The following is a 24,377-nucleotide window of genomic DNA, read 5'->3' on the forward strand; positions in this document are numbered from 1 at the left end:
AGGAGCGTGGGAACGAGCAAGTTGGGGGCTGCGGAAGATCGTTCCTCACGCTCCGCGTGGGAATGCCGCCAGGGACGCTCCGCGTTCCGCTTCTGCAAGGTGACGCGGAGCGTCACGGGATGCATCCCCACGCAGAGCGTGGGGACGATCAGCTTCAAGCCAATCCACAGGTTGTCTGGGCTGACGCCTCGGCGAGCAAGCTTGCTCGCGATGACGCCAGAACAATCTCCCAAACCCTACTGAGCCACCGCAGTCGATTCCTGCTCCACCCGCTGGAAGAACACCTGCGCCCGATGATCCTGGGTATAGGCCACATTCAACCGCAACCAATCGCACGCCTCGCCCTGGGGCAGGAACGTCGAGCCTTGGGACAGTTGGATTTGCAGCTCCCGGGCGATCTGCTGCACCCGTTGTGCCGCCAGGTACCGAGGCCTGGCCCAGACGAACATCCCCCCCAGCGGCTCGGCAAACACCTCCCAGTGGGCTGGGTCCAGTTGGCGCAGCGTACTTGCCATCTGCTTGTTCAGGCGCTGGCGCAAGCGCTGGATCAACTTGCGATAAGCACCGTTGGCCAGCAACGTCGCCACCACGTTTTCTGCCAGCAGCGAACAACCGATGCCGGTAATCATCTTGACTTCGGCCAGGCGCTGGATGATCTCGGGATGGGCGACCACGTAACCGATGCGCAGCGAACTGGACAGCGTCTTGGAAAAACTCGCCAGGTAGATCACCCGGTCCAGGGCATCCAGGGAGGCCAGGCGTGAGGTCGGACCATTCTGGAAATCGGCGTAGATGTCGTCCTCGATGAGGCGAAAGTCATGGGCCGTTGCCAGTTGCAGCAGACGATAAGCCACGCTTGGCGCCAGGCTGGTGCCAGTGGGGTTCTGGTACATGCTGTTGATGAAGAAATACGAGGGCTTATGCTCGCCGAGAAGCTGTTCCAGGCGGACGATGTCCGGGCCTTGGGCGGTTCTCGGCACCGCCACGGTCTTGACCCCATTCAGTTTCAGCAGATTGAACAGGTTGTAGTAGCCAGGACTTTCCACCAGCACCAGGTCACCGGGCTTGAGCAGGGTTCGCACCAGCAGGTCGAGGCCCTGGCTGGCACCTTGGGTGGTAATGATTTGCGTCGGGTCGACATGAATATCGATCAGGCCCAGGCGCTTTTGAAGGTGCAGGCGCAGATGAGGCGAGCCCAGCGGGGTGCTGTAGTTGAACAACGCATGGTTGTCGCTGCGCACCACTTGGCGGATCGCCTGGCCCAGGTCGGTGTCGTCGCGCCAGGCATCGGGCAGCCAGCCACACCCCAGCTTGAGCTGCGTCGACTCATTGTCGAACAACCGCCACCGCGCGTTATCCGTTTCCGGCTCCGGCTCCACGGGCCGGACCAACTGCTGCGCGACAAAAAAACCCGCGCCATGTCGAGACTCCAGTACCCCGCTGGCAACGAGTTGGTCATAGGCCTTGATCACGCTCGACAGGCTCAAGCTGTTTTCCCGGGCCAGTTGACGAATGGACGGCATGCGCGCACCGGGGCGGATGCCATGGGCGTTGATCCAGCCCATGAGGTGCGTCACGAGCTGCCGGATCACAGGCTCGGCAACGTTGCGATCAATCTTCAGGTCCACGGCTGGCACTCTTGGTTAAGTGTTCTCGAATTTCGAGCGAACAGTTAAGCACAAATGGCCTGGGTCTGTTCCTTGTTTGCGCTGTGCCCGGCAGTGATAGTCCCCGAGACTTCATGCACACCTCTAAGGAACACCCTTGAACCCATCGCATCGACATTCCTGGGGACTGGCTTTCGGCCTTTGCCTGATCACCCTTGCGGTCAACCTGCAGGCGCCGCTGTACACCACCTACGCGCAGTTGTCCGGCTATGGGGCCGGTGCCACGGCGGTGGCGTTTTCCGGTTATGTGCTGGGCGTACTGCCGGTCCTGCTGGCGTTCGGCGGGCTGGCCGACCGGGTGGGACGCAAGCCGTTGATCCTGGTCGCCCTCGGGCTGTCGATGCTGGCGACGCTGGTGACACTGCTCTGGCCGAGCCTGGAAGCCCTGGGCGTGGCGCGCCTGATGATGGGGGTCGGCACAGGGCTGGCCTCGGCCACATCAACCGCCTATATGGCCGAGCTCATGGCAACCCGCGATCCCCGCTCGCCGGCCAACCGGGTCACCGCCAGCACCTCCCTGGGCTTTGGCCTGGGCGCGGCGTTGACCAGTCTGTTCCTGTTCGTCCATCACAGCGCCACGCCCGGCAGCTTCTGGTTGCAGTTGATGCTGGCTGCAATGGCGATCGTCGTGGTCTGGCGCTTACCGGACCCGGCGCTGAAAATCAAAGATGCACCGTTGCTGCGCCTGCCGTTGTTTCCCGCCGGCAGCCTGCCCTACAGTTTTTCCATGCTGTTGGCCTGGGCGACCTCGGGCCTGGTCATTGCCATATTGCCATCGGTGCTGGCGACCCACGACTTGCAGCGTTGGTCGGGCCTGTCGACCTTTACGGTGATCAGTTGCGGCTTGCTCTTCCAGCCCTGGGTTCGACGCATGCAGCCGGCCAGGGCCACGGGCTTGGGCCTGTTGATCCTGCCTGCGAGCTACGCGTTGCTGGCCTGGGGCGCGAGCGCCGGCTCCCTGCTCGCAGTGTTGCTGGGAGCGCTGGGCGCCAGCAGCGCCTGCTACGGTTTCCTGTACCTGGGTGGGTTGTCGGCCGTCACGGCCATGGCCGGCGCGGAAAAGGCCCGGGGCAGTGCCGGGTTTTTCCTGTTCGCCTATGTCGGGTTCAGCATCCCGGTGGTGGTGACCGGGTTGCTGGCCGATCATTTCGGCGCGGACGTGGCGTTGATCGTGTTCGGCCTGGCGTTATTGGCTGGGGTGTCTGTTACCGGATGGCGCATCGTCCGGACCGAGGCTTATGTGAGCCACCTGTCCCACGGCTGAACACAAACCCTTGTGGCGAGGGGATAAATCCCCTCGCCACAAATTGGGGTCGACCTAACGGGTCAAAGCCCCAACGACCGTCCCGGCAAAGTCGTATACCATATCCCCACCTAAGCCGAACGACCCGCCGCCGTGACTTTATCCAAGTTCAACCTGCCCGATCTGGGCAACACCCCTTCCACCTCGGAAATCATCACCCGCCATCTGCGCGATGCCATCGTGGCCGGGCACTTTGCCGAGGACGAGCCCATTCGCCAGGATGACATCGCCCGGCAGTTCAACGTCAGCAAGATCCCCGTGCGCGAAGCCCTCAAGCGCCTGGAGGCCGAGGGCCTGGTGATGTTCCAGCGCAATCGCGGGGCGATGGTCACGCGCATTTCCGAGGCGGAGCTGGCGCAAATGTTCGAAGTGCGGATGCTGCTGGAAGACAAAGTACTGCGCCTGGCGATTCCCAACATGACCGAAGCCACCTTCGCCCGCGCCGAAAGCATCTGCCGGGAGTTCATCGGTGAAGACGACGTAGGGCGTTGGGCGGAACTGAACTGGCAGCTGCATGCCTGCCTCTACGAACCGGCGCAACGGCCGTTCATGGTGAGTCTGATCCGCTCGGTCCACGACAAGCTGGAGCGTTATTTGCGCATGCAGATGAGCCTTTCGGCCGGCAAGGAGCGCGCCGATCACGAGCACCGGGAAATCATCAAGGCCTGCCGCGCCGGTGACGTCGAGCGAGCCGTGACGCTGCTGGACGAACACATCGCCGGGGTCTGCGAGACCTTGTTCAAGTTCCTGCCTTCCAGCCATTGATGGGCCGGCACTGTGCCGATTTCGTCATCGGCGACAGGTAAAACCATCAAGCCGTCGCCCCCTGGCGCGGGCCACGCTTGCCGTCACTCATCTGAACGGACGTGGCCCTCCCATGAAACGCATCACCGTGATCGACTCCCATACCGGCGGCGAACCGACCCGACTGGTCACCGACGGTTTTCCTGACCTGGGCCCGGGCAGCATGGCCGAGCGCAAGCAACGCCTGGCCACGGAACACGACGCCTGGCGCACCGCCTGCGTGCTGGAACCGCGGGGCAGCGATGTGCTGGTGGGGGCGCTGCTCTGCGAGCCGGTGGACCCCAGCGCCTGTGCCGGCGTGATCTTTTTCAACAACAGCGGTTACCTGGGCATGTGCGGCCACGGCACCATCGGCCTGGTGGCGTCACTGGCCCACCTGGGCAGGATCGGCCCCGGCGTGCACAGCATCGAAACCCCGGTAGGCACGGTACAGGCAACCTTGCACGAAGACCGCTCGGTCAGCGTGCGCAACGTGCCGGCCTACCGTTACCGCAAGGCACTGGCCCTGGAGGTGCCCGGCATCGGCCAAGTGGTGGGCGATGTGGCCTGGGGCGGCAACTGGTTTTTCCTGATCGCTGAACATGGCCAACGCGTGGCCGGCGATAACCTCGACGCGTTGACCGCCTACACCTACGCCGTACAGCAAGCCTTGGAGCAGCAGGGTTTTCGCGGCGAGGACGGCGGCTTGATCGACCACATCGAACTGTTTGCCGACGACCCGCAAGCCGACAGCCGCAACTTCGTACTCTGCCCGGGCAAGGCCTATGACCGCTCCCCTTGCGGCACCGGCACCAGCGCCAAACTGGCGTGCCTGGCGGCCGATGGAAAACTGCAACCCGGCCAGATCTGGCGCCAGGCCAGTGTCATTGGCAGCGAGTTCGAGGGCTCCTACCAGCGCTCGGGCGAGCGCATCGTGCCGACCATTCGCGGTCGCGCCTACATCAGCGCCGAAACCACACTGATCATCGAAGCCGATGACCCGTTCGCCTGGGGCATTCGTCCGTGAGCGAGGGCCATGTCGCCGACGTGATCATCATCGGCGCGGGCATCATCGGTGCGGCCTGTGCCCAGGCATTGGCCCGACGCAACGTCAACGTGTTGGTGCTGGACGCCGGTTGGCACGGCGCCACGGCGGCCGGCATGGGGCATCTGCTGGTGCTCGATGACAACCCGGCGGAGCTGGCCCTCAGTCAATATTCCCTGCAACGCTGGCGCGAGCTGGCCCCAGCCCTGCCCGACGGCTGTGCCTGGCGCAACAACGGCACCTTGTGGCTGGCGGCCAATGCCGAAGAAATGGCGGTGGCCCATAGCAAATACCTGAACCTGCTGGCCCACGGCGAAGCCTGTGAACTGATCGGCCACGCCGCGCTGCATCAGCGTGAACCCGAGCTGCGCCTGGGGCTGGAAGGTGGGCTGCTGATCAAGGGTGACGGCATCCTCTATGCCCCGGCGGCCGCGCGCTGGATGCTGGACGCGCCCACCATTCGCCAGCAACGGGCGCAGGTCAGCGAAGTCGACGGTCATCGCGTGCGCCTTGACGACGGTCGCTGGTTGAGCGCCGAAGCGGTGGTCCTCGCCAATGGTATCCAGGCCACTGAATTGTGCCCGGAGCTGCCGATCGTGCCGAAGAAGGGCCACCTGCTGATCACCGACCGCTACCCCGCTACCGTCACCCACACCCTGGTAGAACTGGGCTACGTCACCAGCGCCCATAACGCCAGCGGACCGTCAGTGGCGTGCAATATACAGCCGCGCCCGACCGGGCAATTGTTCATCGGCGCCTCGCGGCAGTTCGGCACGCTTGACCCTCAGGTGGAAGGCTGGATGCTGGTGAAGATGCTCAAGCGCGCCGTCGAATACCTGCCAGGGTTGGCGCATCTGAACGGCATCAGGGCCTGGACCGGTTTTCGCGCAGCGAGCCCCGACGGCTTGCCCCTGGTGGGCCAACATCCACAGCGCCAGGGACTGTGGCTGGCGGTGGGTCACGAAGGCCTGGGGGTCACCACGGCACCGGCGACGGCTGACCTGCTGGTTGCCCAACTGTTCAACGAAACCTCGCCACTGGCCGCGCAGCCTTACCTGCCACAGCGTTTTCTGGGAGAACCGGCCCATGCCTGAAGCCCGACTCACTTCCCCTGTGGCGAGGGAGCTTGCCCCCGCTGGGCTGCGCAGCAGGCCCAATATTTTGCGATTGCTGCGCAATCGAGCGGGAGCAAGCTCCCTCGCCACAGGTTTTGGGTGCGCTCAAGACATTCGCCTAGCCAAAGAGGATTGGCCCCATGCCTGAATTATTCCTGGACGGTCGCCCGCTGTCAGTGGCCAACGGCACCAGCGTCGCGGCGGCACTGGCGTTGGGCGCGGATGGTTGCAGTCGCACCTCGGTCAGCGGCCAGCGCCGTGCGCCCTTGTGCGGCATGGGTATCTGCCAGGAGTGCCGGGTGCTGATCGACGGTCGTCGACGCCTGGCCTGCCAGACCCTGTGTCACGACGGCATGCAGGTACAGACCCGACCATGAACGAAACCACCGACCTGCTGATCATCGGCGCCGGCCCCGCCGGCATGGCCGCTGCCCTCGCCGCAGCCAGCAGCGGCGCGCGCATCGTGCTGCTGGACGACAACCCGCTGCCCGGTGGGCAGATCTGGCGCGACGGCCCCCAGGCCAACCTGCCCAGCGCCGCCCGACGCCTGCGCGAGCAACTGCAAACCTGCGCCAACGTACGTTGCCATGCCGGCACCCGTGTGATCGCCTGCGCGGCGGATAAAACCTTGCTGGTGGAAGATGCCGAGCGCGGCTGGCAGATCAGCTACGAGCGTTTGATTCTCTGCACCGGTGCCCGCGAACGACTGCTCCCGTTTCCCGGCTGGACACTCCCCGGCGTGACCGGTGCTGGCGGCTTGCAGGCGCTGATCAAGGGTGGCTTGCCGGTGCGCGGCGAACGGCTGGTCATCGCTGGCAGCGGCCCCTTGCTGCTGGCCAGCGCCGCCACGGCAAAGCATCAAGGTGCACAGGTGCTGCGCATCGCCGAGCAGGCCCGTCGCGGCGCCGTCGCCGGTTTCGCCGCACAACTGCCGCGCTGGCCGGGGAAGTTTTTCCAATCGTTCAGTCTGTTCGACCGGCACTACCGCACCGACACCCACGTGGTGGAAGCGCTCGGTCGGGAACGGCTGGAGGGTGTGCGCCTGCATCAGCAAGGCAAGACGATTGAATTGGCCTGCGACCGGCTCGCCTGTGGTTTCGGGCTCATTCCCAATACCCAATTAGGCCAGGCCCTGGGTTGCGCGGTTGAAGACCAGGCGCTGGCGGTTGACGCTTGGCAAGCGACCACTCGCCATGAACATTATGCGGCAGGCGAATGCACCGGTTTCGGTGGCAGCGAACTGGCGCTGGTGGAAGGCGCCATCGCCGGCCATGCCGCCGTCGACGATAGCGCGGCTGCCCAGCAACTGTGGCCGCGCCGCGCACGTTGGCAGGGTTTCGCCAGGGCATTGAACCAGGCCTTCGTCCTCGATCCAAGGCTCAAGACCCTGGCCCGTAGCGACACCCTGGTCTGCCGCTGCGAAGACGTACCGTACGGCGAACTGCTCGGCCACGAAAACTGGCGCGAAGCAAAACTGGCAAGCCGCTGCGGCATGGGCGCCTGCCAGGGCCGAGTGTGCGGCGCCGCCCTGGAACACCTGTTCGGCTGGACACCGCCCACCCCTCGCCCACCCTTCAGCCCGGCGCGGATCGAAACCTTGCTGGTCCTGGAAGAAACCCCACCCACCTGACTGATCTGCACTCACCCCAATCCCCTGTGGGAGCCTGCTCGCGATGGCGGCGTGACAGACGGCGCATTTTCGATTGACACTCCGCCATCGCTCCCACAAAAAAGACGACGTCGGCCATGTACCCCTCGCTTACCCCCTTCGCCCCCTGCGACCTCGACACCCTGCTGCGCAGCCTGCAGCCCATCTCCGCGCTGCTGGACACCCTCGCGGACGTGGTGTTTTTCATCAAGGACAAGCAGGCCCGCTACGCCTTCGTCAACCAGACCCTGGCCCGCCGCTGCGGTTTCAAACACAGCGGCGACCTGCTCGGCCTCACCGCCGAACAGGTGTTCCCCGAGCGCTTCGGCCCGCTGTACACCGAACAGGACCGCCGAGTGCTGGCCAGCGGGCGAGAGCTGGCCGACCAGCTCGAACTGCATTTGTATTACGGCAACCAACCCGTATGGTGCCTGACCCACAAGCTCGCCCTGCACGATCCAAACGGCCAGATCGTCGGCCTGGCCGGTATTTCCCGCGACCTGCAACTGCCGCAATCGGGCCATCCGGCGTTCCACAAACTGGCGGCGGTGGACGCCCATATCAAGCAGCACTTCGCCCGCCCCATCAGCCTTGCCGAGCTGACCGCCATTGCCGATCTGTCGGTGGCCCAATTGGAGCGGCACTGCAAACGCATCTTTCAACTCACGCCGCGACAGATGATTCACAAGGCACGGCTGGAGGAAGCCTCACGGCTGTTACTCGACAAAGACCTGCCGATCACCGAGATCGCCCTGCGTTGCGGTTACACCGACCACAGCGCCTTCAGCCGCCAGTTCCGGGCCCTGACCAGCCTCTCCCCCAGCCAATATCGCGAGAATCAGCGCTGACCCTTGTTCCCTCATGGGGCATCGAGCCCCGTGGGTGCTCCCATCTGTAACACCGCTGGCGCCAGCACCACCCTTGCCCTGCTCGTTACCACCCGGCATGAAAGCCTCTAGACCAGCCCTCCGGTGGCATTGCTGCGGTTCTATCAGAAACAGGCACGCTGATTGCTTATCTAATATCGTATACGAAATCCTCAATACGATATCTCACCGCATTTATTCGACAGCGAGGCATTTATGAAAAACCCTGCATTGGCCGTAGCCCTGAGCGTTGTCCTCACCCCGCTTTTCATCGCCCCCGCCCATGCCGACAAGCTCGATGACATCATCGGCTCCGGCAAGCTGCGTTGCGCCGTGACCCTGGACTTCCCCCCGATGGGCTTTCGCGACGGAAGCAATAAACCGGCGGGATTCGACGTGGACTATTGCAACGATCTGGCGAAGGTCCTCGGTGTAGATGCCGAAGTGGTGGAAACCCCATTCTCCGACCGAATCCCCGCGCTGCTGTCCAGTCGCGCCGATGTCATCGTCGCCTCCACATCCGACACCTTGGAGCGGGCCAAGACCGTGGGCCTGACCGTGCCCTACTTCGCCTTCCAGATGGTCGTGCTGACCCGCGACAACACCGGCATCAACAGCTACGCCGACCTCAAGGGCAAAGCCCTGGGCAATACCAGCAGCACCTACGAAGCCATCGCCCTGGAGAAGGACCAGAAGAGCTGGGGCAGCGGCAGCTTCCGCGCCTACCAGTCGCAGAACGACACCTTGCTGGCCGTCGCCCAGGGGCACATCGATGCCACCGTGGTGACCAACACCGTGGCCGCCGCGACCATCAAGTCGGGCAAGTACAAGGGCCTGAAGATCGCCGGTGACGCGCCCTACGTCATCGACTATGTGTCCCTCGGTGCCAAGCGCAGCGAATACGGCCTGCTCAACTACCTCAACCTGTTCGTCAACCAGCAGGTGCGCACGGGTCGCTACAAGGAACTGTTCGTCAAATGGGTGGGCAGCGACATCCCGCCGGCCAACCTGACCGTTCCCCAGGTCTATTACTGAGGATCGGCGCATGCCAAGCACGCCTGTCCGTGTGAAAGGCCGCAGCCTGGTGGAGGGTGCCGCCCAGGGCGCCCTGCTGTTCGCCGAGGTGGGACTGAGTTTCTGGGGCGGGGTCGATCCAGCCAGCGGCGAAGTCATCGACCGCCACCATCCTTTGAATGGTCATTGCCTGGCGGGGCGCGTGCTGGCGATCCCCAGCGGACGCGGCTCCTGCACCGGCAGCAGCGTCTTGATGGAACTGATCAGCAACGGCCACGCGCCCGCGGCCCTGGTGCTCGCCGAAGCCGATGAAATCCTGACCCTGGGCGTGCTGGTGGCGCAGGTGATTTTCCAACGCTCGCTGCCGGTGCTGTGCGTGGGGCATGAGGCCTTCAATGGGCTGCGCGGCCAGGGTTTCGTGCGCCTGGAAGGCGACGTCCTGACACTGTCTGGCCGGCCCCCAAACGACGGTTGGCAAGGTTCTGACGCAGCGCCGCAGCCGTCCAATTTCTCAACCCTGGAGCTGAACGAACAGGACCGGGCCTTGCTCGACGGCACCCACGGCAAGGCTGCCCAAGTGGCGATGCAAATCGTGCTGCGCATGGCTGAGATCCAGGGCGCCACGCAACTGCTGGACGTGACCCAGGCCCACATCGACGGCTGCATCTACACCGGCCCAGCCAGCCTGCGCTTTGCCGAACAACTGGTGCAGTGGGGGGCAAAGGTTCGCGTCCCCACCACGCTCAACTCCATCTCCGTGGACCAGCGGCGCTGGCGGGAACTGGGTGTCGATCCGGCCTTGGGCGAACCGGCCAGCGCCTTGGGCGATGCCTACATGGCGATGGGCGCGCAACTGAGTTTCACCTGCGCCCCCTACCTGCTGGACACCGCGCCAAAGGCCGGCGAACAAATCGTCTGGGCTGAATCCAACGCCGTGGTCTACGCCAACAGCGTGCTGGGCGCGCGTACGCAGAAGTACCCGGACTTCCTCGACATCTGCATTGCCCTGTGCGGGCGAGCGCCGTTGACCGGCTGCCACCTCGACGACCCGCGCAAGGCCCGGCTGATCGTCGACGTGCCGGCGCTGGGTCACGTCGATGACAGTTTCTATCCGCTGCTGGGCTATCACATCGGCGGCCTGGCAGGCCGGCGCATTCCGTTGATACGTGGCCTGGAACACGCCGCGCCCACCCTGGACGACCTCAAGGCCTTTGGTGCCGCGTTCGCCACCGCCAGCGCTGCGCCGCTGTTCCACATCGCCGGGGTGACGCCCGAAGCACTCGATCCGGCCGATGTCCTGGAGCGCGACGTCACCTTGGCGCAGGAAAGCATCGATGCCGCAGGCCTGCTTGCCAGTTGGCGTGAGCTCAACAGCGCCCGGGACAACTGGGTGGACGTGGTGTCCCTGGGCAATCCGCATTTCTCCCTCAGCGAATTCGCCACCCTCGCGACCTTGTGCGCCGGCCGGGTCAAGCATCCGTATGTGGTGCTGGCGATCACCTGCGGTCGGACGGTGTTGGAACAGGCGCGCAGAGCCGGGTATCTGGCCGCCATCGAGACTTTCGGTGCAGTGCTGGTGACCGACACCTGCTGGTGCATGTTGGGCGAACCGGTGATCCCGCCCCACGCCACCACCCTGATGACCAATTCCGGCAAATACGCCCACTACGCCCCCGGCCTGGTCGGTCGCGGCGTGCACTTTGCCGCCCTTGCCGAATGCGTCGAGGCCGCGTGTACCGCCGCAACCACCGGCCAGCCGCCGACGTGGCTGCAACCCACCCGCACCGGGAGCCAGCTCCATGTTTGACTACAGCTTCCAATGGCGCCCGGCCTTGCGCGCCCTGCCCGACATGCTCGCCGGGGCCTGGGTGACGTTCGAGACCGCTGCGCTGTCGATGATTTTCGGCGTACTGATCGCCCTGGTGCTGACGGTAATGCGCCAGGCCCCGAATCGCTTGCTGCGGGGCGTGGGCAATGGCTGGGTGTCCATCGCCCGCAACACGCCCTCGCTGTTCCAGATCTACATCCTCTACTTCGGCCTCGGCTCCCTCGGGCTGCACGTCAGTTCCTGGCTGGCCTTGCTGGCCGGGATCACCTTCAACAACGCCGGCTACCTGGCGGAGAACTTTCGCGGCGGTCTCAAGGCCGTGCCCGGTACGCAAATGCGCGCCGCCCGCTCCTTGGGGATGAGCGCCTTCCAGGCGTACCGGATGATCATCGTCCCGCAACTGTTGCGCATCGTGTTCTACCCGTTGACCAACCAGATGGTCTGGGCGGTGCTGATGACGTCCCTGGGGGTGGTCGTCGGCCTGAACAACGACCTCACCGGTGTCACCCAGGAGTACAACGTCAAGACCTTCCGCACCTTCGAATACTTCGCCCTCGCGGCGGTGCTGTATTACCTGATCGCCAAGCTGATCGTCGGGTTGGCCCGGCTGTTGTCCTGGCGGCTGTTTCGGTATTGAGGAGCGTGGGCCATGTTTTCTACAAGCCTCAGCGTTAACGACCTGCTGTATTTGCTCGAAGGGGCCTGGGTCACGCTGCAACTGACCGTCTGGTCGATCCTTTTGGGCACCCTGGCCGGGTTGCTGTTCGGTCTGTTGCGGGCGTTGTTGCCACGAGCCAGCCTGCCGTTGGCCTGGTTGCTGGACGTGTTCCGCAGCGTGCCGCTGCTGATCCAGTTCGTGCTGTTCAACTCGCTCAAAAGCATCGCCGGCCTGAACCTCAGCGCCTTCGCCGTCGGTTGCATCGTCCTCGGCGTCTATGCCGCGGCTTACTTCACCGAGATCGTCCGCGGTGGCGTGCTGGCGGTGCCGTTGAGCACCCGTCGAGCCAGTCGGTCACTGGGCCTGAGCTATGTGCAGGACCTGCGGTTCATCGTCCTGCCAATTGCCACGCGGGTGGCGTTTCCCGGTTGGCTGAACCTGGTGCTGGGCGTGATGAAAGACACCGCGCTGGTGATGTGGATCGGCATCGTCGAATTGCTGCGGGCATCGCAAACCATCGTCACGCGCATTCAGGAACCCCTGCTGGTGCTGTGCATCGCGGGCCTCATTTACTACGTCATGAGCCTGGTGGTCGCCCGCCTTGGCGCACGCCTGGAAAGAAGGTGGCAGGAAAATGATTGAGATCGAAAATGTGCACAAATCCTTCGGTGACCTGGAAGTGGTCAAGGGCGTGAGCCTGACGGTGGACAAGGGTGAAGTGATGTCGATCATCGGCGGTTCCGGCTCCGGTAAGTCGACCCTGCTGATGTGTATCAACGGCCTGGAACCGATCCAGAAAGGCAACATTCGCGTGGACGGCATCGAGGTCCATGACCGCGCCACCGACCTCAATCGCCTGCGGCAGAAAATCGGCATCGTCTTCCAGCAATGGAACGCCTTCCCTCACTTGACCGTGCTGGAAAACGTGATGCTGGCGCCGCGCAAGGTGTTGGGCAAAAGCAAGCAGGACGCCGAAGCACTGGCGGTGCAACAGCTTGAGCACGTGGGCCTGGGGGACAAGCTCAAGGCCTTCCCCGGCAAGCTTTCCGGCGGCCAGCAACAACGCATGGCCATCGCCCGAGCGCTGGCGATGTCGCCAGACTACATGTTGTTCGACGAAGCCACCTCGGCCCTGGACCCGCAACTGGTGGGTGAAGTACTGGACACCATGCGCATGCTCGCCGAAGACGGCATGACCATGGTGCTGGTGACCCACGAGATCCGCTTCGCCCGGGACGTGTCCGACCGCGTGGCGTTCTTTTGCAATGGCCGGGTCCATGAGATCGGGCCGCCGGACCAGGTGATTGGCAACCCGATGCAGCCGGAGACGGCGGCGTTTCTCAAGTCGGTGAAATAACGGATGGCCCTATCGCGAGCAAGCTCCCTCCCACAGGGGACCGCATTTCAATGTGGGAGCGAGCTTGCTCGCGATGAGGCCCGGCCAGACAACACAAGGATTTGATCCATGCGCTCATCAAAAATCATCCATGTAGTCAGTTGCCACGCCGAAGGCGAAGTCGGCGATGTGATCGTCGGCGGCGTCGCCCCACCACCCGGCGCCACCGTGTGGGAACAGTCACGCTGGATCGCCCAGGACCAGACCCTGCGCAACTTTGTCCTCAACGAGCCCCGTGGCGGCGTGTTCCGCCACGTCAACCTGCTGGTGCCGGCCAAGGACCCGCGGGCGCAAATGGCCTGGATCATCATGGAACCGGCCGACACGCCGCCGATGTCCGGCTCCAACTCGCTGTGCGTCGCCACCGTGCTGCTGGACAGCGGCATCCTGCCGATGACCGAACCCCAGACCCGCCTGGTGCTTGAAGCGCCGGGCGGCCTGATCGAAGCGGTGGCCGACTGCCGCGACGGCAAGGTGCAACGGGTCGAGATCAAGAACGTGCCCTCCTTCGCCGACCGCCTCGATGCCTGGATCGAAGTCGAGGGGTTGGGCTCGTTGCAGGTGGACACCGCCTACGGCGGCGACAGCTTTGTCATCGTCGACGCCCAACGCCTGGGCTTTGCCATCCGCCCCGACGAGGCCGCCGAGCTGGTGGCCGTGGGCTTGAAGATCACCCGCGCCGCCAACGAACAATTGGGCTTCGTGCATCCGCTGAACCCCGACTGGTCGCACATCTCGTTCTGCCAGATCGCCGCGCCCATCGTCCAGGAGAACGGCATTGCCACTGGTGCCAACGCCGTGGTGATCCAGCCTGGCAAGATCGACCGCTCCCCCACTGGAACCGGTTGCTCAGCGCGCATGGCGGTATTGCACGCCAAGGGCTTGATGCAGGTCGGTGAACGCTTCGTCGGACGTTCGATCATCGGTTCCGAATTCCACTGTCGCATCGATTCGCAGACCGACGTGGCCGGACGCCCGGCAATTTATCCGTGCATTGCCGGACGGGCGTGGATCACCGGGACGCATCAGTTGCTGCTGGACCCCGCCGACCCATGGCCGCAGGGCTATCGGCTTTCAGACACTTGGCCGGGCGCGTGAATTTTAGATTGTGCAAATCCTCCTGTGGCGAGGGGATTTATCCCCGTTGGGCTGCGAAGCAGCCCCTTGACTCCCCCGATACACCGAGTTGCCTGTATCAGGACCGCTTCGCGGCCCAACGGGGATAAATCCCCTCGCCACAAACCATTAACCACCGGAGACAACCCATGAGCAAACGCATCAACTGGAGCGGCGTCTTCCCTGCCGTCACCACCCAATTCAACGATGACTTTTCCATCAATCTGGAAAAAACCCACCAAGTGATTTCCAACGTCATCCGTGATGGCGTTTCCGGCCTGGTGGTCTGCGGATCGGTGGGGGAAAACACTTCCCTGAGCGCCGAGGAAAAAATCGCCGTGACCGAAGTCGCGGTAGACGCCTCCCGCGGCCGCGTGCCGGTGATCTGCGGCGTGGCCGAGTTCACCAGCGTGCAAGCCGCCAAGGTTGCCAACGCAGTGCGCAAGGTCGGCGTCGACGGGGTGATGCTGATGCCGGCGCTGGTCTATGGCTCCAAGCCCTTCGAGACTGCCGAGCATTTCCGCTACGTAGCCCGGCATGCCGACGTGCCGCTGATGGTCTATAACAACCCGCCGATCTACAAGAATGACGTGACACCGGACATCCTGATTTCCCTGGCCGATTGCGACAACGTGGTGTGTTTCAAGGATTCCTCCGGCGACACCCGGCGCTTCATCGACGTGCGCAATGAAGTCGGCGACCGCTTCGTGCTGTTCGCCGGCCTCGATGACGTAGTGCTGGAAAGCCTCGCCGTGGGAGCCGAAGGTTGGGTCTCGGGCATGTCCAACGTGTTCCCGCAGGAAGGCGAGACCATTTTCCGCCTGGCCCGCGCCGGACGCTTCGCCGAGGCGATGCCGATCTACGAATGGTTGATGCCGATCCTGCACCTGGACGCCCGCGCCGACCTGGTGCAATGCATCAAGCTGTGCGAAGCCATCGCCGGTCGCGGCAGCGCCCTCACCCGCCCACCGCGCCTGGCCCTGCCGGAAGCGGACCGGGTGTATGTGGAGCAGATCATGGCCAAGGCCCTGGCCAATCGGCCGGTGTTGCCGGATGTTGGACTTTAAGGTCCGGCCTAACCCGCAAGCCCACCCTGTGGGAGAGGGCTTGCTCGCGATAGCGGTCTGCCAGAGCCGGCTATGCTGGATGTGCCGTCCCTCTTCGCGAGCAAGCTCATTCCCACAACGTTTCGATGAGGCTTTCCATGAATTACTTCCTGGCCCAGGCCCTGAACAACCGATGGGCCAACCACAGGCTGCTCGGCGCCTGCGCGCAGCTGAGCGAGGCTGACTACGCGGCACCGCGCACGGGGTTCTTCCCGTCCATCCAAGCCACGCTTTGCCACATCCTGGAAGTGGACTGCTATTACCTCACCGCACTGGAAGGCGACCGGGACGGCCAGATAAAGGACTTCTCCGAGACCCTGGCCTTTGCCCCACTGGTGCATAAGCAGACCCAAACCGACCAGCGGCTGGTGACGTTCTGCGAAACCCTGCGGGAGAAAGACCTCGCCCGCTCCGTGGAGCTGGTGCGTGTCGACGGTGTGGTGCGCGAGCGCATCGATCGGCTGCTGTTGCACCTGTTCGAACATCAGATCCATCACCGCGGCCAGGTGCATTCGATGCTCAGCGCTACCGCCATCAAGCCACCGCAGCTTGATGAGTTCTTCCTTGATTGCGACCGTACGTTTCGGCAAGAAGAAGAGCAGCAACTGCAACTCAACGAAAAGACCGTCTGGCAAGGCTATCGGCTGGACTGAAACTCTCCCCTGGCCGAAAAAAATGCGACGGCCGCTGCCGGCCATCGCCAAATCGCCCACCCGGGCGCTCTCAGATCCGTGCGGGAGACACGATGATCTTCACGTTGTGCTCCTTGTTATTGACCAACTCCTCGAAGCCCTGGCCGACAATCTGCTCCAGCTGGATGCGACCAGTGACCAGTGGCGAAATGTCCAGGCGCCCATCAGCGATGAAGGCAATCACATCAGCGAATTCACCGTTATAGGCCAGCGCACCGAGCACCTGTTTTTCGGTGGAGACCAGTTCAAAGAAGTTGAACTCGCTCGGTTCCTCGAAAATGCCCACCAACACACATTTGCCGGCCTTGCGGATCAGGTCGATGGCCAATTTGGCGGTGTGCTTGTTGCCGATGCATTCGAAACTGACATCGGCCCCCAGGCCACCGGTCAAGCGGCGAACTTCGGCCAGGGCGTCGCATTCGTTCGGATCAATCACATGACTGGCCCCGACTTCCAGGGCCTTGGCCTTGCGGGCACCGGACATTTCCAGGGCGATCACCTGGGCCGCCCCGGCGGCCTTGGCGCACATGATGGTGCACAGGCCGATGGTCCCGGCGCCAACCACTACCACGTTCTGGCCCAGCAGGCTCCCGGCTTTTTTCACCGCATGCATGCCCACCGCCAACGGCTCGATCAGCGCACCGGCCTCGGCAGGGAAATCGGCGGGCAGTTTGTAGAGCAGATTGGCTGGCACGTTGACCAGTTCCGCGAACGCACCGTTGTTCATCAGCCCGGTGAAGGCCAGGTTCTCGCAAATATTGTAGAGCCCGTGGGTGCAGTAATAGCAGGTGCCGCAGTGCTGGCAGGCGTCCGCCGCCACCGGTTCACCGACACTGAAGCCTTCGACACCGGCGCCCAGTTCGACGATCTCGCCGCAGAACTCATGACCGAGGATGCACTGGCCCTTGATTCCGGTCAGCGGGTGCGGCGCGTCCACCGGGATGAACACCGGCCCGGCCACGTATTCATGCAGGTCGGAGCCGCAGATGCCGCACCATTGCACGCGGATCTGCACCCAACCGGCCGGCGGCGAAACCGGCAGTGGCACGTCTTCGACGCGGATGTCGTTGCGGCCATGCCAGACAGCGGCGCGCATGCTGCGAGTCGGCTTGATTGAAACGTTCATGACGTTGCCTCCAGAAATTTTGTTGGGGCGACGAAGCACCTCGCCGCCCGCTTGATCAGTGCTGCTCAATGAATGCCAGGATCAACGAGTTGACCTGTTCGGCCGCTTCCATCTGCACCATGTGGCCCTGACCGGGCAGCACCTCGACCTGTGCGCTCAATCCTTCGCTGTGGGTCACTGGAATGATGGCGTCCTCACTGCCCCAGACCACCAGGGTCGGCACCTGGCCGGCCTGTACCACTTCGCGCAGGTCGGTTTGCTGGCGGTCATCGGCGAATAACCTCGAGGACAGCTGTCGCAACGCGGCGTCCACTCCCTCCAGGCGCTTGTACTTGAGCATGTCGTCAAGCATTTGCCGGTTGACCAGTTCGGCATTGGAAAACAGTTGCACCAGTTGCGGCTTGAGGGCGTTGCGGTTGGCCGCTTCGACAAAACCTTGCAGGTAGCTGCCGTTGATCTCCGAACCCAGTCCGGCGCTGCCGATCAAGGTCAGGGAACGCACCCGCCGGGGCGCCAGCCGTGCTGTGTTCAGCGACACGGCGCCGCCCATGGAATGCCCGACGAGGTGCACGGCGTTGATGTCCAGGTGATCGAGCAAGGCCAGCACCACGCCGCTCAACTCATCCAGATCGCCCCGTTGCAAGACCTTGCCGGACTCACCATGGCCCGGCAGGTCCAGGGCAACCACCCGGCGCCCGGCCGCCAGTGCTTCATGGTTGAACAGCCAGTTGTTCAAATCGCCGCCGAAACCATGCACCAGCAACAACGGCATACCGCCCTCGCCGCGCTCGAAATAGCGGATCACCCGGCCGTCCAACTCGACTTTCTGTGGTTTCGGCCCACTGTCTTCGTCGGCCGCGTCGCCAGGCACAAAAGTCGATTGGAACTGTTCGATGACCGCATCGATCTCGGCATCGCTCGCTTCGCCATCGACCACGATGCCGAGCAAGGCGCCGACCGCCAGGGTTTCGTCCTGCCGGGCGATCTGGCGGCGCAGGACTCCGGAAAACGGCGCTTCGACGCTGCTGGAGATCTTGTCCGTCTCGACGTCCATCACTTCATCGCCCTTGGTGATGGCCTGGCCCTCCTCCTTGAGCCAGGCATCGACCCGGCCCTCGGTCATCGACAGGCCCCACTTGGGCATGGTCAGGGTATGAATCTGGCTCATCAGCGCTTGCTCCACTCGATCACGTTGAGCACGGCTTGTTCGATCTTCGCCGCGTCAGGGATGTACAGGTCTTCCAGCGAATCGGAGAACGGCACCGGGGTGTGCGGCGCGGTGACCATTTCAATCGGCGCCTTGAGCGCGCCAAAGGCTTTCTGCGCCACCAGCGCCGAAATATCGGTGGCCATGGAACAGCGTGGGTTGGCCTCATCGATCACCACCAGGCGCCCGGTCTTCTCGACACTTTCGAGGATGCTGTCCTCGTCCAGCGGGCTGGTAGTGCGCAGATCGATGACTTCGCAGTCGATGCCACGCCCGGCCAGGCTCCGCGCCGCGTCCATGGCGGTGTTGACGGTGCGCCCGTAGGACACGAGGGTCACGTCCTTGCCGTCGCGCAGGAAATTGGCCTCGCCAAAGGGGATGGTGTAGAGCTCTTCCGGCACCTCGCCCTGCATGCTGTAGAGCAACTTGTGCTCGCAGAAGATCACCGGGTCGTTGTCGCGGATCGCCTGGATCAGCAGGCCCTTGGCGTCGTAAGGCGACGATGGGCAGACCACTTTCAGCCCCGGAATGTGCGTCCACAAGGACGTGAGCATTTGCGAATGCTGGGCGGCGGCGCGCAGGCCGGCGCCAACCATGGTGCGGATCACCAGGGGCGTGGAAGCCTTGCCGCCGAACATGTAGCGAAACTTCGCCGCCTGGTTGAGGATCTGGTCCAGGCAGCACCCGGCAAAGTCGACGAACATCAGTTCGCACACCGGGCGCACGCCGCAGGTGGCAGCCCCGACCGCCGCGCCGACGTAACCGATTTCCGACAGCGGCGTGTCCAGCACGCGTCCGGGGAACTGGTCGTAAAGCCCCTTGGTAACGCCGAGCACGCCGCCCCAGGCGTCGTTTTCACCGGGTGCGCCGGCACCACCGGCCACGTCCTCACCCATGATGAACACGCTGGAGTCGCGGCGCATTTCCTGGGCCAGGGCCTCGTTGATTGCCTGCTGATAGCTGATTTTTCTCGCCATGATGGGATTCTCTATTGTTGTTATTCAGGGGGGCGTTCAGGGATAGCTGACGTAGACGTCGGTCAGCAGGTCCGCCGCGGAGGGCTTGGGATCGGACTTGGCCTTGTACACGGCGTTTTCAATCAGCATGTCCACCTCCTTGTCGATCTGGTCCAACTGCTCGACGGTGAGCAAGCCGGCCCGAGTGGTGCGTTCGCGGAACTGCATCAGGCAGTCCTGGTTCTCGCGAAAATGCTTGACCTCGTCGGGCGCCCGATAGGTTTGAGCGTCACCCTCGAAGTGGCCGTAGTAGCGGGTCAGCTTGACCTCGATCAGCGACGGCCCTTCCCCGGCACGGGCACGTTCGACGGCGGCCCCGGCGGCCTCATGCACGGCAAAGAAGTCAAAGCCATCCACCGTCACTCCGGGCATGCCGAACCCGGCCGCACGGTCGGCGATGTGATCGCAGGCCACCGACCAATTGGAAGCGGTGGCTTCGGCGTAGCCATTGTTTTCGGCGATGAACAGGCACGGCAGGTTCCACACCGAGGCCATGTTCATGGCTTCGAACACCGCGCCCTCGTTGGAGCCGCCGTCGCCGAAAAACACCACGGCGACGCTGTCGGTGCCCTTGAGCCGGGCCGCCAAAGCCGCGCCGACCACCAGCGGCGCGCCGGCTCCGACAATGCCATTGGCGCCGAGCATGCCTTTCTCGAAATCGGCGATGTGCATCGAGCCGCCCTTGCCTTGGCAGACGCCGGTTTTCTTGCCGTAGATCTCGGCCATCATCCCGTAGACGTCCACGCCTTTGGCGATGCAATGGCCGTGACCACGGTGGTTGGAGGCGATGCAATCGTCATCGCCCAGGTGGGCCATGACGCCGGCGGCCGAGGCTTCTTCGCCGGCATAGAGGTGGACGAAACCGGGAATTTCGCCGGTAGCGAACTCCACGTGCAGGCGTTCTTCAAAGGCGCGGATGGTGCGCATCACCTGATAGGCGTGCAACAGTTGATCGTGGGTGAGCGGTGTCGACATTTTTATTCTCCTGGGGTGTCTTCTTGAAGATTCAGAGGGTGTTGCGGGTGTTCGCGGCCGATGGCCAGCAAACGCTGTTGCGCGGCGTAGGCCAGCACCGCATTGACGTCGATGCTCAGCGGGCCGCCGGCATCAAGGGTGACCGTGGGCCGGTCCTGCGCGTTGAATTCGATTTCCCGCTCGCCGTCCAGGGCCAGGGTGCCGCTGGAGAGCGACAGGCCGTGGGCGATGCCAGATTCCAAGGGGCCGGCAGCGAGCACGCCACAGCCTTGCAGCAGTCCTGGCGCGAGCGGCACCAGCAGCGCTTCGGGAGATTGCGGGTCCAGGCGCATCCAGGCGCCACCCGGGGCCTGGCGTGAAACCGGAAACCACAAGCCGCACAGCGCCGACAGGCCGATGGACTGTGGCTCGGCGAAGGTCACGAAGACTTCGGCCAGGTCCTGTGCCCGACTAATGGCCCGGGCGCCGACAAACCGCAGGGGCGACACGGCGACGTCCACCAGGGCGACTTCGCGCAGGCCACGTCCGGCATCACAGACCAACAAGCGCTTGTTGCGGCGCAAGCCGATCGAGTCCGGGATTCGGCCACTGGCGTACAACCCTCCGGCCAGGCCGGCACTGGTGGCCTCGCGCAATTCGGGAAAGGCGTTGTTGGTGCCGGTGGACAGGGTCAGCAATGGGATGTCCCCCACTTCGGCGGCCACCGCCTTGTGGGTGCCGTCGCCGCCAAGTACGGCGATCAGCGCCACCTCGCGCTCGGCCATCAGGCGTGCGGCCCGACGGGTGTCTTCGACGGTCTGGCGCAGGGTCAGGTCGAGGAACTCCAGGGCCGGCCAGTGGCTGCTGCGGGCCTGGCGGCTGTGGCTGTTCTTCAGCACGGCGGCGGCCATGCCAATCATGTCGGTGGGCATCAACACCTGTTCGACGCCAGTGGCGCCGAAAGCGGCCAGCAAGCGCTGGATCACCGAGACCTTGTCAGTGCTGGAAAACAGCCCGGCATTGGCGGTCAGGCGCCGCACGTCACGGCCCGATGCGGGGTTGGCGATGATGCCCACGGTCAATGGCCGGCGACTCATGACGCCACCGTGGAGAGAGCAGGCACACGGCCTGGGCAGGAAACCATAGACACCTCGTTGTTATTATTGGATGACCCGTCGAGCGGGCTCCAGAGGTAGAGCAAGGGTGGTGCCAGTTGTGAAGAAAACCGGCTCAAAGCCCGGGCCAGAGCGGCCCCCATGGGATTTTCGATGAAGCGAACCAAGCCCCGGTGAGACGCTCCATGTCAGGCTGCACGAGGTTGCGGCGAGACCCTGAGACGTGGCGTCTCACACCACCCGAAGAACCCGTCGAGCTTGTCTGGACCCGGCGAACGGCGCTTAATGTGCGCACAACGATAAGAAGCTGAATCGGAGGCCCCTATGCTTTCCGCTCACTCCCGGGCGCACGTGGATTGCGTCAGCCGCGTGGTGAAAAACGCGAACCAATTGCCACAACTGCCCGTCCCGGACCTGATCCTCGACTCCTGGCGCCGATCCATGGAGCAACATCACCTGGACCCCGGTTCGCTGCAGGGCCCGCGCATCCTCTCCCAGGACGTGCTCAAGCAATGCCGCGAGCGCTCCGAGCTGTTCCTCAATATCGCCAGCGAAGAAGTGGCCCGCCTCCATGGCCGGGTCCGCGATGCCGACTACTGCGTGCTACTGACCGATGCCCAGGGCCAGACCATCGACTATCGGGTGGAAACCACGATTCGCAATGACTGCCGCAAGGCCGGGCTGTACCTGGGCACCTGTTGGTCGGAGGGCGAAGAAGGCACCTGCGGCGTGGCGGCAGTACTCACGGCGAAGGCCCCGGTGACGGTGCACAAGCGCGACCATTTCCGTGCGGCGTTCATTGGCCTGACCTGCTCCGCCGCACCGGTCTTCGACCCCCAGGGAGAATTGCTCGGGGTGCTGGACGTCTCGGCGGTGCGTTCGCCGGATGATCGGCGCTCGCAGCACCTGATCCGGCAAATGGTGGTGCAGAGCGCCCGGGAGATCGAACAGGCGTTTTTCATGAGCAGTGCCCAGGGCTACTGGGTGCTGCGGGCCCATCGCAACGCCGGCTACGTCGACAGCCAGCCGGACTTCCTGTTCGCCTGGGACGACGACGGTTGCCTGCAAGCCTTGAACCCGGCCGCCCGCCAATACCTGCTGCAACATTACGGGCAATTGCCGCAACACATCGGCCAGGTGTTCGACCAGCAGTTGCTGCACCGTGCCCGGGACGAAAGCCTCTGCTCGCTCGATCACGCCATGCACGGGCGCTTGAGCGCGCCACGCCAGCGGGCCAGTTCACGTTCGCGGGTGGCGATGACCCCGTTGGAAATCGATCCACGCCTGGCCGACAGCCTGCGCCTGGCGGTGCGGGTCAAGGATCGCAACCTGCCGGTGCTGATCCAGGGCGAAACCGGTTCCGGCAAGGAAGTGTTCGCCCGGCAGTTGCACCAGGCCAGCCAGCGCCGTGATCGCCCTTTCGTGGCGTTGAACTGCGCCGCTATTCCCGAAAGCCTGATCGAAAGCGAATTGTTCGGCTACGTCGCCGGCGCCTTCACCGGCGCCTCGGCCAAAGGTATGCAGGGCCTGCTGCAACAGGCCGATGGCGGCACCTTGTTCCTCGATGAAATCGGCGACATGCCGCTGGCCTTGCAGACCCGCCTGCTACGCGTATTGGCCGAGGGTGAAGTGGCGCCACTGGGCGCATCCCGCCGCAAAGCCGTGGACATCCAGGTGATCTGCGCCACCCACCGCGACCTGGAGACCCTGGTGGCCGCTGGTGAATTTCGCGAGGATTTGTATTTCCGCCTGGGTGGCGCACGTTTCCAACTGCCACCGTTGCGCGAGCGCAGCGACCGGCTGGCGTTGATCAATCGAATTCTTGCCGAGGAGTCGGCGCTGTGCGGGGCAACAGTGCAATTGAGCGGCGCGGCCCTGGAATGCCTGCTCGGTTATCACTGGCCGGGCAATGTGCGCCAGTTGCGCCATGTGCTGCGCTATGCCTGCGCGGTGTGCGAAGCCAGCGTGGTCCAGCTCAGCCACCTGCCCGAGTCAATGCACCACACGGACGCCGCCGATCACGGACCGGAGCCGAGCGCCAGCCCGGAACGCCAGGCACTGCTCGATGCCTTGGTGCGCCACCGCTGGAAACCCACCGCCGCTGCCCGGGCCCTGGGCATTTCCCGGGCGACCCTGTATCGACGGGTGCATCAGCATGGTATCGAAATGCCAGGCCGCAGCCCGGCCTGAGGGCCTATCGTCGCGCCAGTTCATGACGGACACATTGTTCGTAGTAGGTCTGCTTGACCGCGACCGGCTTGAGGCGCGAGGCGCTGTTGTAGGTCTGCTCGGTAATGCCCAGGGCGGTCATGCGCATCCAGGGCCGGGGAAACTTGCGCACTTGCAGCTTCTTGCGCGCGCCGTACAGGCTGACGCCAGAAAGCTTCGACGCCTGCGCCCCTGCCGCGATGTCCGAACCCCAGCGGCACACCGACTGCTGGTTTTGCGTCAGCGCCCTGGCCTGGGCCTCAAGCGAAACGGCGGCCAGGAGAAACGTCGCCACGACCCACATAGAAATACGCATAGGTTTGTCGCCCAACTTTCTGAAAGAAAAGAAGTTTGACCTTATGCAAATGAGCAAGGGGCCAGCACCGCTGACCGACATGTGGCTATGTGAGCTTTTGTGGCGAGAGAGCTTGCTCCCGCTGGGCTGCGCAGCAGCCCTCTACCGTCCCCTGAGGCACCGCGTTTGATCGCGGCGGCGGTGGAAGATCGTTCCTCA

23 protein-coding genes are annotated in these 24,377 nt (G+C 64.0%); 16 read left to right on the top strand and 7 right to left on the bottom strand.

From position 1 onward, the window contains the following. Window positions 1-236: 236 nt before the first annotated feature. Window positions 237-1,628: an aminotransferase-like domain-containing protein gene (locus BT116_RS22935; protein ID WP_072347299.1), complete on the bottom strand. Its 1,392-nt coding sequence runs from the start codon at window positions 1,626-1,628 to the stop codon at window positions 237-239. A 136-nt stretch (window positions 1,629-1,764) separates the two neighbouring features. Here BT116_RS22935 and BT116_RS22940 point away from each other — a divergent pair, with 136 nt between their 5' ends. The 15 genes from BT116_RS22940 (at window position 1,765) to BT116_RS23010 (ending at window position 16,198) form a co-directional block, all read left to right on the top strand. Then, entirely contained in the window at window positions 1,765-2,931 is a 1,167-nt protein-coding gene (locus BT116_RS22940) for an MFS transporter (RefSeq protein ID WP_072347301.1), read from the top strand. A 132-nt stretch (window positions 2,932-3,063) separates the two neighbouring features. After that, window positions 3,064-3,735, top strand: a complete 672-nt coding sequence (locus tag BT116_RS22945) for a GntR family transcriptional regulator (protein ID WP_072347303.1) — start codon at window positions 3,064-3,066, stop codon at window positions 3,733-3,735. A 112-nt stretch (window positions 3,736-3,847) separates the two neighbouring features. Beyond that, a complete protein-coding gene (locus BT116_RS22950) occupies window positions 3,848-4,780 on the top strand; it encodes a 4-hydroxyproline epimerase (RefSeq protein ID WP_072347305.1) in 933 nt (310 codons plus the stop codon). Then, window positions 4,777-5,892, top strand: coding sequence for an NAD(P)/FAD-dependent oxidoreductase (locus BT116_RS22955; protein WP_072347307.1), 1,116 nt, complete (start codon window positions 4,777-4,779; stop codon window positions 5,890-5,892). The genes BT116_RS22950 and BT116_RS22955 overlap by 4 nt, the downstream gene beginning before the upstream one ends. Window positions 5,893-6,053: 161 nt before the next feature. Continuing rightward, window positions 6,054-6,290 (top strand): 2Fe-2S iron-sulfur cluster-binding protein, encoded by a 237-nt coding sequence (locus BT116_RS22960; RefSeq protein ID WP_014339133.1) that lies wholly within the window; start codon window positions 6,054-6,056, stop codon window positions 6,288-6,290. Beyond that, on the top strand, window positions 6,287-7,543 hold the full coding sequence (locus tag BT116_RS22965; protein WP_072347309.1) for an NAD(P)/FAD-dependent oxidoreductase: 1,257 nt from the start codon (window positions 6,287-6,289) through the stop codon (window positions 7,541-7,543). The genes BT116_RS22960 and BT116_RS22965 overlap by 4 nt, the downstream gene beginning before the upstream one ends. Window positions 7,544-7,659: 116 nt before the next feature. Further along, a complete protein-coding gene (locus BT116_RS22970; protein WP_072347311.1) occupies window positions 7,660-8,409 on the top strand; it encodes an AraC family transcriptional regulator in 750 nt (249 codons plus the stop codon). A 234-nt stretch (window positions 8,410-8,643) separates the two neighbouring features. After that, complete coding sequence (locus tag BT116_RS22975; RefSeq protein WP_072347314.1) at window positions 8,644-9,462, top strand: ABC transporter substrate-binding protein; 819 nt, start codon at window positions 8,644-8,646, stop codon at window positions 9,460-9,462. A 10-nt stretch (window positions 9,463-9,472) separates the two neighbouring features. After that, entirely contained in the window at window positions 9,473-11,248 is a 1,776-nt protein-coding gene (locus tag BT116_RS22980) for a cis-3-hydroxy-L-proline dehydratase (RefSeq protein WP_072347316.1), read from the top strand. Then, complete coding sequence (locus BT116_RS22985) at window positions 11,241-11,906, top strand: amino acid ABC transporter permease (RefSeq protein ID WP_060742046.1); 666 nt, start codon at window positions 11,241-11,243, stop codon at window positions 11,904-11,906. The genes BT116_RS22980 and BT116_RS22985 overlap by 8 nt, the downstream gene beginning before the upstream one ends. A gap of 12 nt (window positions 11,907-11,918) precedes the next feature. Continuing rightward, window positions 11,919-12,569 (top strand): amino acid ABC transporter permease, encoded by a 651-nt coding sequence (locus BT116_RS22990; protein ID WP_003202560.1) that lies wholly within the window; start codon window positions 11,919-11,921, stop codon window positions 12,567-12,569. Continuing rightward, window positions 12,562-13,284, top strand: coding sequence for an amino acid ABC transporter ATP-binding protein (locus tag BT116_RS22995; protein WP_072347318.1), 723 nt, complete (start codon window positions 12,562-12,564; stop codon window positions 13,282-13,284). Before BT116_RS22990 ends, BT116_RS22995 begins: the two co-directional genes overlap by 8 nt. A gap of 108 nt (window positions 13,285-13,392) precedes the next feature. Next, window positions 13,393-14,421: a trans-3-hydroxy-L-proline dehydratase gene (locus BT116_RS23000; RefSeq protein WP_072347320.1), complete on the top strand. Its 1,029-nt coding sequence runs from the start codon at window positions 13,393-13,395 to the stop codon at window positions 14,419-14,421. Window positions 14,422-14,588: 167 nt separating this feature from the next. Further along, window positions 14,589-15,506, top strand: a complete 918-nt coding sequence (locus BT116_RS23005) for a dihydrodipicolinate synthase family protein (RefSeq protein WP_003202565.1) — start codon at window positions 14,589-14,591, stop codon at window positions 15,504-15,506. A 137-nt stretch (window positions 15,507-15,643) separates the two neighbouring features. After that, window positions 15,644-16,198 carry a DinB family protein gene (locus BT116_RS23010; protein WP_072347322.1) on the top strand — a complete coding sequence of 185 codons (555 nt, stop codon included), beginning with the start codon at window positions 15,644-15,646 and terminating at the stop codon, window positions 16,196-16,198. 70 nt (window positions 16,199-16,268) lie between these two features. Here the strand turns inward: BT116_RS23010 and BT116_RS23015 are convergent, their stop codons facing one another. From BT116_RS23015 to BT116_RS23035, 5 genes are all read right to left on the bottom strand, one after another. Next, the gene (locus tag BT116_RS23015) at window positions 16,269-17,333 is read right to left on the bottom strand and encodes a 2,3-butanediol dehydrogenase (RefSeq protein WP_230152698.1); all 1,065 of its coding nucleotides are present in this window, start codon (window positions 17,331-17,333) and stop codon (window positions 16,269-16,271) included. Window positions 17,334-17,418: 85 nt separating this feature from the next. Beyond that, complete coding sequence (locus BT116_RS23020) at window positions 17,419-18,531, bottom strand: acetoin dehydrogenase dihydrolipoyllysine-residue acetyltransferase subunit (protein WP_072347323.1); 1,113 nt, start codon at window positions 18,529-18,531, stop codon at window positions 17,419-17,421. Then, a complete protein-coding gene (locus BT116_RS23025) occupies window positions 18,531-19,547 on the bottom strand; it encodes an alpha-ketoacid dehydrogenase subunit beta (RefSeq protein WP_014339122.1) in 1,017 nt (338 codons plus the stop codon). The genes BT116_RS23020 and BT116_RS23025 overlap by 1 nt, the downstream gene beginning before the upstream one ends. A 36-nt stretch (window positions 19,548-19,583) precedes the next feature. Further along, window positions 19,584-20,561 carry a thiamine pyrophosphate-dependent dehydrogenase E1 component subunit alpha gene (locus BT116_RS23030; RefSeq protein ID WP_063320801.1) on the bottom strand — a complete coding sequence of 326 codons (978 nt, stop codon included), beginning with the start codon at window positions 20,559-20,561 and terminating at the stop codon, window positions 19,584-19,586. A 2-nt stretch (window positions 20,562-20,563) separates the two neighbouring features. After that, a complete protein-coding gene (locus BT116_RS23035; protein WP_072347324.1) occupies window positions 20,564-21,637 on the bottom strand; it encodes an ATP-NAD kinase family protein in 1,074 nt (357 codons plus the stop codon). Window positions 21,638-21,979: 342 nt separating this feature from the next. Between BT116_RS23035 and BT116_RS23040 the strand changes: the two genes are divergently transcribed. Beyond that, window positions 21,980-23,845 carry a sigma-54-dependent Fis family transcriptional regulator gene (locus BT116_RS23040; protein WP_072347326.1) on the top strand — a complete coding sequence of 622 codons (1,866 nt, stop codon included), beginning with the start codon at window positions 21,980-21,982 and terminating at the stop codon, window positions 23,843-23,845. Between the two features lie 4 nt (window positions 23,846-23,849). Here BT116_RS23040 and BT116_RS23045 read toward each other — a convergent pair whose 3' ends face one another. Next, window positions 23,850-24,179: a hypothetical protein gene (locus BT116_RS23045; RefSeq protein ID WP_027911912.1), complete on the bottom strand. Its 330-nt coding sequence runs from the start codon at window positions 24,177-24,179 to the stop codon at window positions 23,850-23,852. Window positions 24,180-24,377: the final 198 nt, after the last annotated feature.

The sequence above is a fragment of the Pseudomonas sp. NFACC16-2 genome (assembly GCF_900119205.1).
Classification (GTDB): domain Bacteria; phylum Pseudomonadota; class Gammaproteobacteria; order Pseudomonadales; family Pseudomonadaceae; genus Aquipseudomonas; species Aquipseudomonas fluorescens_Q.